The following is an 18,006-nucleotide window of genomic DNA, read 5'->3' as shown; positions in this document are numbered from 1 at the left end:
GCGACCATGGACAAAGCGGAACAGGGCGGGCTCCAACTGCGCGTGACGGAAGGCAACGCCCGCGACGTCGGCCGGGCGCTCGCGCGCATGGGGCCGGAGGATCTCGCACTGCTGGACGCGGCGGTAGGCGATCTGGTCGAAGTGCGCGGCAAGCGTGCCACCGTATGCAAGGCCATGCTCGCGCACAAGGAACTACGCGCCCAGTCGAGGGTGCAGTTGGACGGCGTCGTCCGCGGCAACGCCGGCGCCGGTATCGACGAGCTCGTCACGCTGAAAAAAGTGGCGGCGCGTCCGGCGAACCTGGTGCAACTGACGCCCATCAACGCCGCCCCCGCGCCGGGCGATCTCGACTACATCGCGGGCCTGCTCGACGGCCTGCCGGTGATCGAGGGCGACCGCATCCGCGCGACGCTGTTCGGCAGCCGCTGCGCGGATTTCAAGGTGACGAGCTGCACGCCGCGCGGACCGGTGCTGATCGGCCCGAACACCGAGCTGTCGATCGGACGGCCCGCGAAGGGGGAGCCTGCGGTGGTCGCCCCGTCGCTGTCGTACGAGGATGTCGGCGGCCTCAAGCCGCAATTGATGCGCATCCGCGAAATGATCGAGCTGCCGCTGCGCTATCCCGAAGTCTTCGAGCGGCTCGGCGTCGACGCGCCCAAAGGGGTATTGCTGTACGGCCCGCCGGGTTGCGGCAAGACGCTGATTGCGCGGGCCATCGCACACGAATGCGACGCGGCTTTCTTCTCGGTGTCCGGCCCCGAAGTCATCCACAAGTTCTACGGCGAATCGGAGGCGCATCTGCGCAAGATCTTCGAGGAAGCCGCGCGCAAGGCCCCCGCCATCGTTTTTCTGGACGAAGTGGATGCGATCGCGCCCAAGCGCGAAACTGTCGTCGGCGAAGTGGAAAAGCGCGTGGTCGCGCAACTGCTAGCGTTGATGGACGGATTGAGCGGCCGTCAGCAGGTCATCGTGATCGCCGCCACCAATCTGCCCAACACGCTCGATCCGGCATTGCGCCGGCCTGGCCGCTTCGATCGCGAAATCGCGATTCCGATCCCTGATCGCAACGGCCGTCTCGAGGTGCTCGAAATCCACAGTCGCGGCATGCCGCTCGCGGCCGACGTCGACCTGGATCGTCTCGCCGACATCACCCACGGTTTCGTCGGCGCAGATCTCGAGGCGCTGTGCAAAGAAGCGGCAATGCTTTGCCTGCGTCGTCTCATGTCGACACTCGATCTCGGCCTGCGCTCGATTTCCTACGAGCAGCTCGATCGCCTCGTCGTGAACATGGACGATTTCCTGTCCGCGTTGGCCGAGATCGATCCGTCGGCAATCCGCGAGGTCTTCGTCGAAGTTCCCAACGTGCGCTGGGAAGATGTCGGCGGCCTCGGCAACGCGAAGGCGCAGTTGATCGAAGCGCTGGAATGGCCGCTCAAGTATCCGGAACTGCTGACTCGTGCGGGCGCCAAGCCTTCCAAGGGCATCCTGCTCGTCGGCCCGCCCGGTTGCGGCAAGACTTGGCTCGCGAAGGCCGCGGCCAATGAGTGCGGCGTCAATTTCATTCCTGTCAAAGGACCGGAGTTGATGTCGAAATACATCGGCGAATCGGAAAAAGGCGTGCGCGACGTGTTCCGCAAAGCACGGCACGCGGCGCCCTGCCTGCTGTTTTTCGACGAAATCGATGCGCTTGCCCCCCGGCGCAGCGAAGGCGCAACCGGCGCGCATGTGCCGGAGCGTCTGTTGTCGCAGTTTCTGGCCGAATTCGACGGCATAGAGGAACTAAAAGGCGTGATGGTACTCGCCGCCACGAACCGCATCGATATGCTCGATCCGGCCGTGCTGCGTCCCGGCCGCTTCGACGAGATCATTGAAATTGCGCTGCCAGACCCGGCTGCGCGCCGCGAGATTTTCGACGTGCACCTGCGCCGCAAGCCGCTCGCCGCCGACGTGGCCAGCGACCGGATGGCGGAGGAAAGCAGCGGGTTCTCCGCCGCCGAGATCGCCTCGGTGTGCCGCCGCGCAGCGCTGTCGGCCGTGCGGCGCGCGGTCGCCGAGGATATCCGCGATCCGGCGCGGCTGCATCTGAGCACCGCAGACCTGACCGATGCGATCCAGGAAGCAAGGCAGCGGCGCAAGCAGACCCAATGAACGACGCCCTTTATCTGTTCTGCTTCGCGCGAGCCGAACCTCTCGCCCCCGCATGGGCCAAGAGAGCGCCGGGCGAGCCGCGGCTGCAACTGCTGCACGAGGGAAATCTGGCTGCGGTGCTCTGCGACGTGTCGCGCAGCGAGTTTGCCGGAGCCGACGCCGAGCGGCGGCTGGCGGACCCGGCCTGGATCGCTGGCCGGGTGGCCGTCCACGCGGCGGCGATCGAGTGGACGATGCGATATTCGCCGGTCATTCCGGCTCAGTTCGGCACCCTGTTTTCCGGCGCCGGCCGGGTCATCGCATTGATGGAAAGCTGTCACGCGCATATCGGCCGCGTCCTCGATCACGTCGAGGGCAAGACGGAGTGGGCTGTCAAAGGCTGGCTCGATCGGCAGGCGGCCGCCGACTCGCAAGCCGCGCTGCTTCGCGCCGACGAGCCGGAATCGGCGGCTCGCACGGCGGGCGCCCGTTATCTGCGCGAGCGACAGCTTCAGGCGCGGGCCGGGCAAAACCTGCGCGACTGGCTCGAGCAGAGCGTGCCGCCAATCTCGGCACGGTTGCAGCGCCACGCGGTGGAGATGTGCAGCCGGCCGTGCCGCGCATCGGATTCGGAGCACGAAATCGTAGCGAACTGGGCGTTCCTCGTGCGAAACCGCGATGTCCCGGCATTCCGCCGACAAGCGGAAGCCATCGACGCCGAGTTCGCCACGTGGGGATTGCATTTCGACTTTTCGGGACCATGGCCGCCGTACAGCTTTTGCGCCCCGCTCACCGAAGAGACGACATGGTCTGGCTGACCTACGCCGTGCTGACACCGAAGCGCTCCATCACGCTGCCGCCGGGGGTGGCCGGCGCGCGGCTCGAAATCGTGGACGGCGCGCATCTGCGCACCATCGTCTCGGAACATCCTCGGGCGCCGTCCGCGACGATACCGTCGGCACTCGACTTCGGCCAGACCGTGGCCGCGCTCTTCCGGCACGGCGCCATCGTGCCGATGCGCTTTCCCACTTGCCTCGACAGCAAGCAAGCCGTGCGCGACTGGCTCGACGACGAAAGCGACATGTATCGGGATCTGTTGCAGCGAATCGACGGCTGCGTGGAAATGGGGCTGCGATTCCGGCTTCCCGAAGCGCCGCGCGCACAGCCTCGGCCGCAGGCAGGTGGTCCCGGCCACGCCTATCTTGCCGCTCGCGGCGCGCCAAACTCCGTCGCGCGGTCGCACGGGGAACGCATCGCGGCGGTGCTTCGGAACCTGTACCGCGACTGGCGGTTCGACGGGCTGGTGGAAGGCTTCGTGAGCCTGAGTTTTCTCGTTCGGCAAACGACGCTCGACGACTTCGTCGATCGATGTCGGCAAGCGGCGCGCGAGACCGCCTTTCCGCTCTATATGTCCGGCCCATGGCCGCCGTACAGCTTCGCCACGGACGAGCGCTCGTCGGCGCCGGAACCGCATCGCGCGCTCCGCCTGATGCGCCGCCCGTCGACAGCCGTTTCAATATCTGCAAACGTCGCGGCTCCGGAAAAGAAAGACAGCGCTCGTTGAAAGCCGCGTGCCGACTACCGTGCGACCGTGCCCCGCGCTTGCGCGCGAGGCACGGGGCGTAGCATGCGGTTCGCTGCCGGAAGCCAGCGATTCGCGATGCACGCCTCGTCACGCAATCCGTCACGGGCACTCGCCTCAACCGCCCGGCGCAAGACGCCACGGCGCTTCGCGATGCATGGCGCGCCGTTGAGACGCCGGCCTCGTCGCGCGCCCTCCACAACGCATTCGCGTCGCAATGCTCGCCCGGACGCACAAGTCCGCGCGATCACGCCGGCGCGTCGTCTTCCGCGAGCTGGAACAGACAGTCGCCGCGCCGCACCTGCGCGGGCACGCGCTTGCAAACGACTTCGCCGTCGCTCGCGAAGCACTGCATGACGGGCTCGCGCAGCGGCGTATCGGGAAAATGGATCAGCGCGGCCGGCTGCCCCGCGCGCACGCGCGCGCCGAGCTCGACGAGCGGCTCGTAGAGGCCCTTGTCGTATGCGTACACATAGTGATGCGCGCCGCTCACCCGCATGAAACGCGTCGTCGCGGGCGGGCTGTCCGGCACGAGCGGGCCGTGCAGCGCGCCGACGAAGCCGAGGAAATGCAGCAGGCCGCGACGGGCGTCGCGGATCAGCGCCGGGTCCGACATGCCGCCGCCGCCCAGCTCGGTCAGGATCGAGATCGCGCCCTGCCTGCGCGCGGCCGACGACGCGTGCACCGGATTCGGCGCATGCAGGAATGCGCGCGGCAGCCCGAACGCGGCGAGCAGCGCCCGCACACGCGCGCGCTCGGCCGCGTCGCGCGGCTCGAGCGCGAGCATGTTGCCGCCTTGATAGACGAGCGAGCTGCCGCCCGAATGCAGATCGACCAGATACTGCGCGCGCGGCAGCAGCGTGTGCTCGATGTAGTGAGCGATCACGGCGGTCGGCGCGCCGGCCGGATCGCCGGGAAAGCTGCGGTTCAGATTGCCGCCGTCGATCGGCGACACGCGCGAGCCCGCGTCCGCCGCCGGGAAATTCGCCATCGGCAGGAAAATCAGTTGCCCGGCGACCTGCGCCGCGTCGATCTCCCGCACGACTCGCGACACGACGATCTGGCCTTCGTACTCGTCGCCGTGGTTGCCCGCCATCACGAGCACGACGGGGCCGCTGCCGTTGCGGATCGACACGATCGGCACCGGAATCCATCCGTACGCCGAACGATGGACCGAGTGCGGCACGCGCAGATAGCCGGCGTGCTTGCCGTTCGCGTCGAGATCGACTTCGCTGCGGATCGGATTTCGGAAGCGGGAGGTGTCGGTCATGGTCGGCATCGGCCTGCGGCGGCCTGAGCATAACAAGGCGGTGAAAAGGAGCATACCGGCAATCGCCGGCGCTCGCTCGGTGGCGCGATGCGCGACCGAGCGGCGCCGCGCCGTCGATGCCGCCGGACGCCTCGAATGCCGTGCGGCGCGGTTTTCTGCTAATGTCGCCTTACGGCCGCGTTCGGCCGGCGCATGCGCGAGCCGCCGGGCACACGGTCGTTCGCGCGGCCCGCCTCCGGACGCACGCCACCGAAGCACCGATCCCTCGGGAGCCTGCGCATGACCACACATCGTTTCAACGTGTTCGGCAAGCAGATCCTGGTCGAGCGCGCGCAGGACCGCTGGGTGCCGTTCTACCCCGGCGCGGACGGCAAGCGCCGTCCCGCGCATTTCGTCATTCCGGATTTTCTCGAAGCCGACGAGCTCGGCCAGTATCTCGGCGATCTGTTCCATGAGAGCGCGACACCCGATAACGGCGACGTCGAGCGCCTCGATCTGCCGGAGCCCGACTGAACGGCGCCGCGCGCGGCAGCCGCAGCCGCAGCCGCCGCACGTCGTCGCCCTGCTTCGCCGGATTGAGTAAACTTTTCTGATCAGGCGGCGTCCGACGCAAAAACGGCAAACGACCCCGGCGCGCGATGCTCGCGCCCGTATGCGCAACCCATGAAATCCTTGATCCCGCAACAACGGCAAAAGCTCGTCCGTCACAACGTCAACTGGGCGCTCGATGCGTTCAAGCGCTTCTCCGCCGATCGCTGCGCCGCGATGGCGGCGAGCATCGCGTTCTATTCGGCGTTTTCGCTCGCGCCGACGCTCGTGATGGTGATCGCGGTCGCCGGCTGGTTCTTCGGCGCCGACGCCGCGCGCGGCGAGGTGTTCAGCCACGTGCACGAGCTGATCGGCAACGAGGCGGCGGCCGGCGTGCAGACGATCGTCGAGAACGCGCATCGCAGCGGCAGCCGCGGCGGCACCGCGGCGCTGATCTCGTTCGCGATGCTCGCGATCGGCGCGTCGGCGACGTTCGCATCGCTGAACACCGCGCTCAGCGTGATCTGGCCCGCGACCGAAACACGCGCGTCGTCGGTGCTCGGTCTCGTGCGGGTGCGGCTGATCTCGTTCGGGCTCGTGCTCGGCGTCGCGTTCCTGCTGATCGTGTCGCTCGTGCTCGACACCGCGATCACGTTCATCGGCCGCTGGCTGTGGGGCGCGTCGCCATACGTCGCGATCGGCAACCTGCTGCAGTTCTCGATCGGCATCGCGGTGCTCGCGTTCGCATTCGGCACGCTGATGAAATTCCTGCCGGACGCGCGCGTGTCGAACCGCGACGCGATGACGGGCGGCATCGTCTCCGCCGTGCTGTTCTCGGCGGGCAAGAAGCTCTTCGCGCTGTATCTCGCGCACGCGGGCACCGCGAGCGCGTTCGGCGCCGCGGGATCGTTCGCGGTGCTGCTGATGTGGCTGTACTTCTCGGCCGCGGTGCTGCTGCTCGGCGCGGAATTCGCGGCGGCGCGCGGCGCGGCGCGCACATCGAACGCGGCCGCGCCGCAAGCCGATGCGACGCCGGCGCGCGACAGCCCGCACGACTGACGCGCCCGGCGAGCGCATCAGGAAGCCGCCCGCGCCTTACGCCGGCCTTTCCGGTTGTTGCGCGCGAGCAAACATCCGGCTCGGCATGCCGCGTGTCAAGAGCGGAAAGGTGCAGGCGTGCGTCGAGCCGCATCACGTCGCGGCGTTCGAGCGCACGATTGTCGCCATGCTGGCCGGCCGCACATCCGCAAACGTTTGCCCACCCTGTTTTTGTTGCGTAAACCGCCCGAAAACCCTCCCCTCCGCGAGCAAGATACTTGTTCCCACAACAATCGCAACGCAGCAATCGGCCAGTGTTCCTCGAATCGAAATAGTCGTTTATGTGATTGATATAAAACGACTTTCCATCGCTGTCACCTTTTTGAGACACTTTATTTTTTTGGATTTCTTGCGTCTGGTGCAGTGCGCTATTCTCCAATCCGCAACAAATAACGACTCACTCGCGTGGAGAAATAACTCGATGAAGAAACTCGCTCTGTCTACCCTCTCGCTCGCGCTGCTGGGCGCAGCCGGTGCAGCCCAGGCTCAAAGCAGCGTCACGCTGTATGGCGTGATTGATACGTCGATCACTTATGTTCATGGTAACGATGGCAAGGCCAACAACGCATGGCTGATGGGCAGCGGCAATCTGCAAGGCAGCCGCTGGGGCCTGAAGGGCACCGAGGATCTCGGCGCCGGCCTGAAGGCGATCTTCCAGTTGGAAAACGGCTTCAGCTCGAATGACGGCACGCTCAGCCAGGGCAAGCGCATGTTCGGCCGCCAGGCGTTCGTCGGTCTGCAAAGCGATCAATACGGCACGGTGACGCTCGGCCGCCAGTACGATCCGCTCGTCGACCTGGTGCAGCCGCTCACGGCAGACAACTACTTCGGCAGCCTGTTCGCCACCCCTGGCGATGTCGACAACAACGACAACAGCCTGCGCGTGAACAACACGGTCAAGTACACGTCGCCTGTGTTCGCGGGCTTCCAGTTCGAAGCGCTGTATGGCTTCAGCGGCATTGCGGGTGCGGCGGGCCAAGGCCAGACGTGGTCGGCGGCGGCGGCGTACAACAACGGCCCGATCGGCGTCGCAGCCGGTTATTTCTACACGTCGAACCCGTCGCCGGCGAGCGGCGTGCGCACGACGTGGAGCGGTTCGTCCGACGCGATCTTCGACGGCGCGATCAACTCCGGCTACGCAAGCGCGAAGTCGATCGGCATCGCACAGGTGGCTGGCCAGTACGTGTTCGGCCCGGTTACGGTCGGCCTCGGCTACAGCAACGCGCAATACAAGCCGGACGGCTTCTCGGGCTTCTCGTCGACAGAGAAGTACAACACGGGCCGCGGCTTCGCGACGTACCAGGCCACGCCGGCACTGCTGCTCGGCCTCGGCTACGCGTACACGAAGGCGAGCGGCGACACGGACGCGAAGTACCACCAGGTGTCGATCGGCGCGGACTACGCACTGTCGAAGCGCACGGACGTCTACCTCGCGGGTGCATACCAGCACGCGAGCGGCACACAGCGCGTCGATGCGACGACGACGCAATCGGCGCAAGCGTCGATTGGCTCGTACAGCGTCAACGGTACGAAGTCGCAAGAGATGGTCGCGCTGGGCCTGCGCCACAAGTTCTAAGCGCAGCCGCGACGCGCGGCTCGCCGGCGCCTTCGGGCGTCGCCGGCCGCAACCGCAAAGCCAGCCTGGCGCAGATGCGCCAGGCTGGCTTTTTTGTGATGCGTGCGCCGTGCGTGACGCGTGAATCGCGAGGCGGCGACCGATCGACGACATCGCGCGGGACGCCGCGTGCGGACCATGCGCGCGGAGCCGCATAGCGGGCGCTACGCGCGCTCCGAAGGCTTCGGCAACGCCTCTGCCCCGGGCCGGCCTGTTCGACGCGCCCAAGGCTCGGCAAGGACGAACGTCGTCGACGACTGGTCGATCGCTTCGGGATCGTGCAGGAAGCATCGTCGACGCGTCGCATCGGCCTCCCGATCATCCAGCATGACGCCGCTGCCCCAGCGAATGCGAATTTGAACGCCTGTGCCGGCGTATCAGTCCGTGCGCCCTCTCAAAATGAACCCGCACCTTCATGCGGCGAGTCATCGATCGCCGTGCGGCTGCCGCGGCCGCTCGCTCGAACGTCAGCGACTCCGCGCGCATCGCGTATCGCGCGGTGACATCTCGTCGCACCGCAACCGCATCGGTCCATCGTTCGACGGCAAACGAGAAACGTACATCTCACTACGTTGCCGCGAGCATTCCCGATCGACGCTCGTCATCACGCCACGCGCCTTGCGTTCGCAACCGCACGCTGCGCTCCGCCCGCACGCGGACAAAAAAATCCCCGCGCGCTCGCGCACGCGGGGATTTTTTCGGACTGTCGCAGCTACCGGACGATTCCGGCAAACCGCACGCCGTCCTTACGCTGCCGCATCCTTCAGCTTCTTCAGCGCGCGAGCCTTCACGCGCACGCTGGCCGGCTTCGCCGGGAACCAGCGCTCTTCGCCCGTGAACGGGTCCTTGCCGAAGCGCTTCTTCTTCGCCGGCACGGCTTGCGCCGTGATCTTCAGCAGACCCGGCAGCGTGAACTCGCCTGCGCCCTTCTTGTGGACCGAGCCCAGCACGACGTTCTCGAGTGCCGCGAGCACTGCCTTGACAGCCTTCACTTCGATGGCTGCGCGCTCGGCGATGTGCGTCGCGAGCGAAGCCTTCGTGAACTTGTCCTTGAGCGGCGTCGGAGCGGCGGGCGCCTTCGCGACAGCCTTCTTCGCCACTACTTTCTTCGCGGGCGCTGCTTTTTTGGCAGCCACTTTCTTGGCCGGTGCGGCAGCCTTCTTAGCCACCTTTTTTGCGGAAGTCGCCATGTTTCTCCTACCAGGTGTGGTCGTTGGATACACGAAGCGCGCGACATGCGAGCTTCAACGCCGGATTCTACAAGCGCCGCGCCGCTTCGTGCAGCACTTTTATGCGTTATCCGCGGGTTTCCCGCAGGTTTTGTTGCGCGCCGCTGACTACGGATGTCGTTTCGGCCCGCGCGCGCAGCGGTTTTACGTCGCATATCGAATCGCCCGAGCGAATTATGTTCGACATTTGCATTCCTATACTGTCCGTCGGCATCGCATCGCTTGGGACCTGGAATGCGCGCAGTCAAACACGTGAGAGGGCTCGACGGCCTGCGCGCCGTCGCCGTCACACTCGTCTTCCTGTCGCACCGCGCGCACTTCGGCGCGGTCGACGTCGGCCAGATCGGCGTCTGGACGTTCTTCCTCATCAGCGGCTTCCTGATCGTCGGCGAGCTGCACCGCAGCCGGCTCGCGATCGAGCGCGGCACGTCGTGCCGCCGCTACGCGTTCTGGCTGTTCGCGGGCAAGCGCGCGCTGCGCATCCTGCCCGTCTACTACCTGCTGCTCGCCGCGATCGCGATCGCGCATCGCCATCTCTATCAGCACGACGTCGATCTCGGGCTGCGCTGGCACGCGGTGTTTCTATCGGACTATTGGATCGGCGTCGTCAAGGAGGGCTGGCCGGGCAGCACGTCGCACTTCTGGAGCCTCGCCGTCGAGCAGCAGTTCTACCTGATCGCGCCGATCGTGCTGCTCGCCACCCGCGCATCGCGCCATCTCGCGATTTGCGCCGCGACCGTCGCGCTCGCCGCCGCCGCGCATCTGCTGCTCTATTTGCAGCACGCGTCGCCCGTGCTCATTTACGCGTTTTCGCCGTGGAATTTCGCGTTGATCGCGCTCGGCGGCATCGGCGCAATCCTGCGCAGCGGCGGCGCGGCGGCGCCCGAAGGCGTCGCGGGCGCGCTGATGCCGTGGATCGGCGCGGCGGGCGCCGCGTTCTGCGCGACGCTCGCGCTATGGGCCGCACCGCTTTCCGCGACGGCGGGCGGCGTCGCGGACATCGGCCTTGGCGTGTCGATCGCCATCCTGCTGTTCTGGATCGTGAGCCGTCCCGAACATCCGGCCGTCTCGCTGCTCGAGCAGGCGCCGCTCGCGTACCTCGGCACGATCAGCTACGGGTTCTATCTGTTCCACAACCTGATTCCCGAGCGCATCGGCGTGATGCCGGGCCTCTACGAACGGCTGCGCGTTCCGCTCGCGCTGCAGGAACTGCTGCCCGAAATCCTGCAATTCCTGCTCGCGGTGCTGCTCGCACATCTGTCGTGGCAGTACCTGGAAAAGCGCGTGCTCGACTACAAGAAGCCGCTCGACGCCGCGCTGCGCCGCCGGTTCGCGCCGAGCGAACGTCCGGCCGCGCGCTGACCGGCGCGCCGGAGCATGGGCGCGTGCCGCGGCGAGCGCCTTCCCGCCTCGCTCCGCTCCGTCCGGATACAAAAATGCCCCGGCTCGCGAGAACCGGGGCCAACGGAACAACCACCACACACCTTGGACGTCAAAAGACAGGGATGCTAAGCGACCGCGGCGAGCACCGGCAGGCAGTTGCGCAGGTACGCCTCGAATTCGCGGCCCACTTCCGGATGCTGGAGCGCGAGCTCGACCGTCGCCTTCAGATAGCCGAGCTTGCTGCCGCAGTCGAAGCGGGTGCCGTAGTAGCGGTACGCGAGCACCTGCTCCTCGGTCAGCAGCGACTGCACCGCGTCCGTCAGTTGCAGCTCGCCGCCCGCGCCCGGCTTGATCTTGCGCAGATGCTCGAAGATGCTCGGCATCAGCACGTAGCGCCCGACGACGCCGAGATTCGACGGCGCATGCTCGGGCGCCGGCTTCTCGATGATGCCCGACAGCTTGATGATGTCCTCTTCCCACTCGCGGCCCTCGACGACGCCGTACGAGCGACTGTCCTCGCGCTCGATCGTCTCGACGCCGATCACCGAGCTGTGATAGTGGTTGAAGACGTCGACGAGCTGCTTGAGCACCGGCTGGTCGCCGTGCAGCAGATCGTCGGCGAGGATCACCGCGAACGGCTCGCCGTGCACGAGCTTCTCCGCGCAGAGCACCGCGTGGCCCAGGCCGAGCGCGGCCGGCTGGCGCACGTAGAAGCAGTCGACGTGGCTCGGCTTGATGCCGCGCACGAGCTCGAGCAGCTTTTCCTTGCCGCGCGCCTCGAGCTCGGATTCGATCTCGAACGATTTGTCGAAGTGATCTTCGATCGCGCGCTTGCTGCGGCCCGTCACGAAGATCATCTCGGTGATGCCCGCATTGATCGCCTCTTCGACCGCATACTGGATCAGCGGCTTGTCGACGACGGGCAGCATTTCCTTCGGACTCGCCTTGGTGGCGGGCAAAAACCGTGTGCCGAGACCGGCAACGGGGAACACGGCTTTGGTGACTTTCAACATGATCGCATCCCGAAAGTGTTGACGATTGGCCGGACGTCAAATGTCGGGGGCGCACGCCGGGCGCGGCTGCGCTCGACGGACGGTGCGCCTCGGCATTCGACGCGCCGGCAACCCATCAATCTGAATAAAGATCCGCTCGCTCCGGCGCTGCTCTCATTAATATGAAAGAGTTGTCCGGATATAAGCATATTCGGATAATCGCCGCGAAGTCGGTCGATCTTGCCGACCCGCCGGGTGCTTCGCGACAATTTACCGATTCGATCCGGCGCGTTCAATTATTCGAATTCCTCCGAATACGGCGCGCCGCCGCGACCGAAGCCGAAACGGTTGATCGGCTCGTTCTTCAATGCGTCCCGATAGGCCGACAGAACGGCCATCACGAGCAATACGGCGCCGCTTGCAATCCAATGCATGTCCATCGCGCACTCCTTCCTTCAATCGACATGGGATCTCAAGCTATCAGAAAAAAATCGATAAATAATTTGCCGCCATGCCGCAACGCGAGAACCGTTACGAACGGATACGTTTAATTACATCTATTCAATAGGCGATTTTTTTATTCTCCCGTCCGGATTTCTTGCGGATTACGATCGAATGGCGTCTTTTGCGCCTTTCTCATTGCAAGGAACCGGATCGCATGAATGCTTCGAGCATGGCGTCGGGTGCGCGGCCGAGCGCCACCGACCACAAGGAACACCTGATCGACGCGCTGCGCGGCTTCGCCGCGCTGCTTGTCGCGTACTTCCACTGCCGGCAGGTCGCGTGGGTGGGAATGCAGCACTTCCATCGGACGTATGGCCATTCGCTCGACCCGAGCGCGATCGCCGGCTACCTGACGTTTCCGTTCGCATGGGGCTCGGCCGGCGTGCCGATCTTCTTCGTGATCAGCGGCTATTGCATCCATCGCAACGCGGCGCTCAAGCTCGCCGCCGATCCGTCATACCGGCTCAACGCGCCGAACTTCTGGGCGCGCCGCTTCGCGCGCATCTACCCGGTGCTGCTCGCCGCGCTCGTCGCGACGCTCGTGTTCGATTCGATCAGCCTGCAGTTCGAGCCCGTCAGCCACAAGATCCGCGACATCGGGCTCACGTCGTTCGTCGTCAACCTGCTGTCGCTGCAGGGCGTCGCGGGCTACACGTACGGCTCGAACGGCGCGCTGTGGACGCTGTCGCTCGAAGTGCAGTTCTACGCGATCTATCCGCTCCTCTTCGCGGCGCGACGCCGCTTCGGGATGCTGCCCGTCGTCGTCGCGATCGCGCTCGTCAACGTCGTGTCGGCCTGGCTGCTCGAACGGCACGATCTGCAATTCTTCACGTCGTACTGGCTGTCTTGGACGGTCGGCGCGTGGATCGCCGACGTCCGCGCGCAACGCGACGCGCACGCTGCGCCGGCGCCGTCGCGGCTCTGGTACGCGGCCGCGGCGGCCGGCGTCGCGCTCGGCTGCGTCGCGTTCCATTTCGGGCAGTATGGCGCGTTTCAGCTATGGGCAGCCGGCTTCGCATGCTATCTGTACGCGGCGCTCGCGCGGCCCGTGTCCGCGTCCGTGCCGATGCGGGTGCTGTCGTGGTTCGGCGACTTCAGCTATTCGCTGTACCTGATCCACCTGCCGTTCTTCGTGTGCCTGGCGTCGGTGCTGTACCGCTCGGAGCTGCAGTTGTCGATCTGGCCGTCGTTCGCGTTCATCGCGGCCGTCGTCCCCGTCGCGTACCTGTTCTACCGGATGTTCGAGCTGCCGGCGATGCGCTGGTCGGCGAGCCTCAAGCCGAAGCGGGCCGTCGCGGCGGCCGCGCAGCGGCAGATGCCCGTCTGACGGGCGATGCGCGCGGCTCACGGCACGCGAGCCGGCTGCGTGCAGTCGCCCTCTTGAAACCGGCAGGACAGCCAATCGAGCCGGATCGCCCGCCACGGCACGAATCCATGCAGCCGACGCTCGCTTCATCCTCCGTCAGATCGCGCATTGGCACGGCGGCGTCGCGACGAACGGCTTAACGTGGTGTTGCCGCAAGCGCGCAACCCGCTGCGGATCTCACGTGGATTCGGATATCGGCCGACAGCGCGTCTTGTCCGGACGTCGACGAAACAACCGGAAATGAACGGCCGCATGTGTGCATCGGGCGCGGCGTTCAGCAACGTGAACGAGCACGCAACAATCAGGGCATCCGGTCGCCGATATCGCCGGCCGCGAAGTCATTCCCGCAGCCGCTCGCCGCGCCCGCGCTCACGACAAAACCGGTTTCACCGCCGCCGCGCAGTCTCGACGAGAATCCGCTCGACCTGCTCGACGTAGGTCTGCGTGCCGAACCGGTTCACCGCGGTGTCGTAGCCGTTCGCGACGAGCCGCTCGCAGAGCACCGCGTCGGTGCGCAGCGCGGCGAGCGCGTCGGCGAGCGCATGCGCGTCGCCGGGCTCGCGGAGCAGGCCGTTCACGTCGTCGTCGATGATCTCGACGACGCCGCCCGCCCGCGCCGCGACGACGGGCCGCTTCGCGAGCATCCCTTCGACGATCACGCGGCCGAACGGCTCCGGCGTGATCGACGTGTGCGCGACGACATCGACCGCCTTCATGCAAGCGGCGACGTCGCGCTGAAAGCCGAGGAAATGCACGCGCTCGCCAAGCCCGTGCAGTGCGACGAAGCCGCGCAGTTCGGCCGCGTACTCGTCCTCGCCGAAGAGCGGCGCGCCGACGAGCGCGACGTGCATGTCCGGATAGAGCCGCGCCGCCTCGAGCAGCACGTGCTGCCCTTTCCAGTGCGCAAGCCGGCTGAACGAGCCGACGATCCACGCATCGGCGGGCAGCCCGAAGCGCACGCGCAGCGCGGCCTGGCGGACCGGTTCCAGCGCGACGAAGGGCTCGGCCGAAATGCCGTTGAAGACGACCTGCACCGCGCGCCGCTCGAAGCCCGTCAATTCGAGAAACGCCCGCGCGGACGCGTCCGAGTTCGCGATCACGCGCGTCACGCCGAGCCGCGCGCATTGCTTGATCGCGAGCCGCTGCTTCGGGCCGAAGTGCGCTTCGCTCACGATGTCGCGCAGATGCCAGACCACCGGCTTGCGCGCGAGCCGCCCGGCGAGCGCGCCCACCACCATCGCGCGCTGCGTGTTCGCGTAGATCACGTCGGCGTCGCGCGCGCGACGCGCGACTTCGCGCACGAGCGCGAGCAGGCTGCCCGCCGCGCGCAGCGACACGCCGCCCTGCTTGTGCACGCCCGCGAGCGCGCGCTGGCCGACGACGTCGACCCGCGCGCCCGCTTCGTCGAGCGCCGCGCGAAACGGCCCGTCGTCGAACAGCACGACGTCGGCCGAATCGCGCAGGTGCTTCATGATCTCGAGCAGCGACAGCTCGGCGCCGCCCAGCACGCCGCTCTGATCGAGCACGAGCGCCTTCAGGCCGCGCGCCGCGAGCGACGCGCGGCCGGCCGGCTGCGCCGCGCCCGCCAGCTTCGCGCGCGCCTGCGCGTTCGGCAGCAGCGCGTCGATCTGCGCGACGAAGCGCCGCCGGAAATGCGCAGCGGAGAACCGCTCGGCGTTCGCGCGGCAATCCTCCGGCTTGAAGCGCGCCGGCGCGCGCTCGAAATCGTCGACCGCGGCGACGATCGCCCGCGCGCTCTGCTCGTCGAAGAACACGCCGGTCGGCCGCTCGTGCGACGCCGCGTCGCGCACCGTCTCGAGCGCGCCGCCCTTGCCGAACGCGATCACGGGCGTGCCGCATGCCTGCGCCTCGACGACCGAGATCCCGAAATCCTCCTCGGCCGCGAACACGAACGCCTTCGCGCGGCGCATCCGGTCCTGCAACACCGAAAACGGCTGATAGCCCATGATCTCGACGTTCGGCGCGGCCTTCGCGCGGATCTTGCGCATGTCCGGCCCGTCGCCGATCACGACGAGCCGGCGCTCCGGCATCTGCGCGAACGCGTCGACGATCAGGTCGATCTTCTTGTACGGCACCATCCGCGACGCGGTCAGATAGAAGTCTTCCTTCTTCATCGACAGCGTGAACGCGTCGACGTCGACGGGCGGAAACACGATCGCCGCGTCGCGCTGATAGACCTTGTGGATGCGCCGCGCGATGAACGCCGAGTTCGCGACGAAACGGTCGACCGAATTCGACGTGCGCACGTCCCAGTTGCGGATGTAATGCAGGATCAGCCGCGCGAGCGCCGATTTGACGCCGCGCGTGAGCTGCGATTGTTCGAGGTACTGATGCTGGAGATCCCACGCGTAGCGGATCGGCGAATGCACGTAGCTCACGTGCACCTGGTCCGGCCCGGTCAGGATGCCCTTCGCGACCGCGTGGCTGCTCGAGATCACGAGATCGTACGCGGATACGTCGAGCTGCTCGATCGCGAGCGGCATCAGCGGCAGGTAGCTGCGGTACTTCGTGCGCGCGTACGGCAGCTTCTGGATGAACGACGTCGTGACCGGCTTGCCGCGCAGGAACGTGCGGTCGTCGAGGAAATCGACGAGACCGAACAGGTCCGCGTCCGGAAAGCACGCGACGATCTGCTCGAGCACGCGCTCGGCGCCCGCGTAGGTGACGAGCCAGTCGTGGACGACCGCGACGCGCAGCGGCCGCGCCGCATCGCGCGCGCGATGCGCGGGGGGCGGCGCATCGGCGATGCGCGCGTCGCGCGCGGCGCGCTCGACGTCCTGAAACGTCGCGGCGCGCTGCAACGGATGTTCTGCAAGATCGCGATTCATACGCTCTTCCTCGGGTTCAGACGCACGAGCACGCTGCGCGCGAGCGCGCGCATGCCGGGCGTCATCGTGATCGACCAGCCGACATTCAGCGCGACCGCGGCCGCGCACGCGGCGATCGCGGCGGCGAGGCCCGGCAGCGCATGCGCGACGTACAGGCTCGCGAGCAGGAACGCGAGGTGTGCGAACATGTCGAGCGCGATCGCGCGCATCCGGATCGCGGACAGATACAGCAGCACGCCGTAATCGACGAGCGCGCGCGCCGCGACGACCACCGCCGCGCCGATCAGCCCGAAATGGTGGATGCCGACCCACAGCGCGCCGACGAAGAACGGCATCTGCACGAGGCCCGCGGCCGCCGCGCGCGCGGGGTTCACCTGCGACTGGATCAGGATGCGCGTGACGCTCGCCTGGCCGACGAGCCACACGCTGATCACGAGCACGCGCCCGACGGGCGCCGACAGCTCCGCGAGATCCCGGCCGACCCACAGCGTGAGAAACGGCCCGAGCGCGAAGACCGCGGCGATCGCGATCGGCGTGAACACGCCGTTCAGGAATTCGAGCGACTGCTTGACGAGCGTGTCCGCGTGATCGCGGCCGACGGCCGACAGCCGCGGGAACAGCGTGCGCACGAGCGCGTTCGGCAGCATGTTCAGGCGCGTGACGAGGTTCTGCGGCACCGTGTAATACGTGACGTACTTCGCGCCGAGCCCGGCGCCGAGCATCACGCGGTCGAGCGTGTCGGCGATCATGCCCGTCATGCTCGCGATCAGCATCCAGCCGCCGAAGTTGAAGAGCCCCTTCGCGGTGCCGAGCTGCGGCGGCTCGATCCTGCGGATGCCGAGCACCTTCATGCTGGCCGCGCCGAGCATCACCGCCGCGATGAGGCGCGCGCCCACCGCGGCCGCGAGCACGACCTGCAGCGTCGGCGCGACGAGCCACGCGGCGAAGAGCGGCATCAACTGGAACAGGAACGTGCCGATCGTCTGGTTCGTGTTGAACACGCCGAAACGCTCGGCGCCGTTGATCGCGCCCGCGAACACCCATGACACGTTCGCGAGCGGAATCGCGAGCGCGAGCCACGGCAGCGCGAGATACACCTCGTGCTGCAGCTCGGCCGACACCTTCGTGAAGTACGCCGTGTACATGAACGCGCCGAAGTAGATCAGCAGGCCGCCCGCGACGCCCGTGGCCAGGTTCAGCCAGAACGCGCTCCAGAACACGCGCGCGCTCTCTTTCGCGTCGCCGCCCGCGAGCGCCTTCGAGATGTGGTTCTGCGCGGCCATGCTCATCCCGAGATCGAGAATCCCGAAATAGCCGATCAGCGTCCACACGAGGCTCACGACGCCGTAACGCTCGACGCCGAGCGCCTTGATGTACGCGGGCACCGTCACGAGCGACACGAAGGTCGGCAGGATCAATCCGAAGAAATTGATCGCGACGTTCTTCAGCATGCCTTTATCCAT

14 protein-coding genes and 1 pseudogene are annotated in these 18,006 nt (G+C 66.8%); 8 read left to right on the top strand and 7 right to left on the bottom strand.

All coding sequences use genetic code 11. The annotated features are described in order from the left end of the window. The first annotated feature begins 6 nt into the window (after positions 1-6). From AQ610_RS22295 to AQ610_RS22285, 3 genes are read left to right on the top strand one after another with little or no spacing between them, the layout of a single operon-like run. Positions 7-2,148, top strand: a complete 2,142-nt coding sequence (locus AQ610_RS22295) for a CDC48 family AAA ATPase (RefSeq protein ID WP_006028649.1) — start codon at positions 7-9, stop codon at positions 2,146-2,148. Continuing rightward, a complete protein-coding gene (locus tag AQ610_RS22290; RefSeq protein WP_009915632.1) occupies positions 2,145-2,945 on the top strand; it encodes a GvpL/GvpF family gas vesicle protein in 801 nt (266 codons plus the stop codon). The genes AQ610_RS22295 and AQ610_RS22290 overlap by 4 nt, the downstream gene beginning before the upstream one ends. After that, positions 2,933-3,691: a GvpL/GvpF family gas vesicle protein gene (locus tag AQ610_RS22285; RefSeq protein ID WP_006028648.1), complete on the top strand. Its 759-nt coding sequence runs from the start codon at positions 2,933-2,935 to the stop codon at positions 3,689-3,691. Before AQ610_RS22290 ends, AQ610_RS22285 begins: the two co-directional genes overlap by 13 nt. A 265-nt stretch (positions 3,692-3,956) precedes the next feature. Here AQ610_RS22285 and AQ610_RS22280 read toward each other — a convergent pair whose 3' ends face one another. Beyond that, positions 3,957-4,979, bottom strand: a complete 1,023-nt coding sequence (locus AQ610_RS22280; protein ID WP_006028647.1) for a succinylglutamate desuccinylase/aspartoacylase family protein — start codon at positions 4,977-4,979, stop codon at positions 3,957-3,959. Positions 4,980-5,258: 279 nt separating this feature from the next. On the opposite strand from AQ610_RS22280, the gene AQ610_RS22275 reads away from it, so the two are divergent. The 3 genes from AQ610_RS22275 to AQ610_RS22265 all read left to right on the top strand — a co-directional run bounded on the left by AQ610_RS22275 (position 5,259) and on the right by AQ610_RS22265 (position 8,181). Continuing rightward, positions 5,259-5,492: a DUF7661 family protein gene (locus tag AQ610_RS22275; protein WP_009915633.1), complete on the top strand. Its 234-nt coding sequence runs from the start codon at positions 5,259-5,261 to the stop codon at positions 5,490-5,492. Between the two features lie 150 nt (positions 5,493-5,642). Next, complete coding sequence (locus AQ610_RS22270; protein WP_006028645.1) at positions 5,643-6,566, top strand: YihY/virulence factor BrkB family protein; 924 nt, start codon at positions 5,643-5,645, stop codon at positions 6,564-6,566. 460 nt (positions 6,567-7,026) lie between these two features. Continuing rightward, positions 7,027-8,181, top strand: coding sequence for a porin (locus AQ610_RS22265; RefSeq protein ID WP_043283081.1), 1,155 nt, complete (start codon positions 7,027-7,029; stop codon positions 8,179-8,181). 785 nt (positions 8,182-8,966) lie between these two features. Here AQ610_RS22265 and AQ610_RS22260 read toward each other — a convergent pair. Then, the gene (locus AQ610_RS22260) at positions 8,967-9,410 is read right to left on the bottom strand and encodes an HU family DNA-binding protein (RefSeq protein WP_015603490.1); all 444 of its coding nucleotides are present in this window, start codon (positions 9,408-9,410) and stop codon (positions 8,967-8,969) included. Between AQ610_RS22260 and AQ610_RS22255 the strand changes: the two are divergent. Beyond that, a pseudogene (locus tag AQ610_RS22255) lies at positions 9,409-10,811 on the top strand (acyltransferase family protein). The gene AQ610_RS22260 and the pseudogene AQ610_RS22255 sit on opposite strands and share 2 nt — an antisense overlap. Before the next feature lie 146 nt (positions 10,812-10,957). Here AQ610_RS22255 and galU read toward each other — a convergent pair. The 3 genes from galU to AQ610_RS36945 are packed head-to-tail and all read right to left on the bottom strand — an operon-like array spanning position 10,958 to position 12,264. After that, positions 10,958-11,845, bottom strand: coding sequence for a UTP--glucose-1-phosphate uridylyltransferase GalU (gene galU, locus AQ610_RS22250; protein ID WP_009915639.1), 888 nt, complete (start codon positions 11,843-11,845; stop codon positions 10,958-10,960). Then, on the bottom strand, positions 11,839-12,120 hold the full coding sequence (locus AQ610_RS38200; protein ID WP_009915641.1) for a hypothetical protein: 282 nt from the start codon (positions 12,118-12,120) through the stop codon (positions 11,839-11,841). Before AQ610_RS38200 ends, galU begins: the two co-directional genes overlap by 7 nt. Beyond that, positions 12,121-12,264 (bottom strand): hypothetical protein, encoded by a 144-nt coding sequence (locus AQ610_RS36945; RefSeq protein ID WP_009915643.1) that lies wholly within the window; start codon positions 12,262-12,264, stop codon positions 12,121-12,123. Between the two features lie 218 nt (positions 12,265-12,482). On the opposite strand from AQ610_RS36945, the gene AQ610_RS22245 reads away from it, so the two are divergent. Beyond that, a complete protein-coding gene (locus AQ610_RS22245) occupies positions 12,483-13,655 on the top strand; it encodes an acyltransferase family protein (RefSeq protein ID WP_009915645.1) in 1,173 nt (390 codons plus the stop codon). A 425-nt stretch (positions 13,656-14,080) separates the two neighbouring features. Here AQ610_RS22245 and AQ610_RS22240 read toward each other — a convergent pair whose 3' ends face one another. Next, positions 14,081-16,543 (bottom strand): glycosyltransferase family 4 protein, encoded by a 2,463-nt coding sequence (locus AQ610_RS22240; RefSeq protein WP_006028638.1) that lies wholly within the window; start codon positions 16,541-16,543, stop codon positions 14,081-14,083. Continuing rightward, positions 16,540-18,006 (bottom strand): oligosaccharide flippase family protein, encoded by a 1,467-nt coding sequence (locus AQ610_RS22235; protein ID WP_006028637.1) that lies wholly within the window; start codon positions 18,004-18,006, stop codon positions 16,540-16,542. The genes AQ610_RS22240 and AQ610_RS22235 overlap by 4 nt, the downstream gene beginning before the upstream one ends.

Origin of the sequence: Burkholderia humptydooensis (genome assembly GCF_001513745.1) — a bacterium.
Classification (GTDB): domain Bacteria; phylum Pseudomonadota; class Gammaproteobacteria; order Burkholderiales; family Burkholderiaceae; genus Burkholderia; species Burkholderia humptydooensis.
This window is presented reverse-complemented; position numbering and strand designations above follow the sequence as displayed.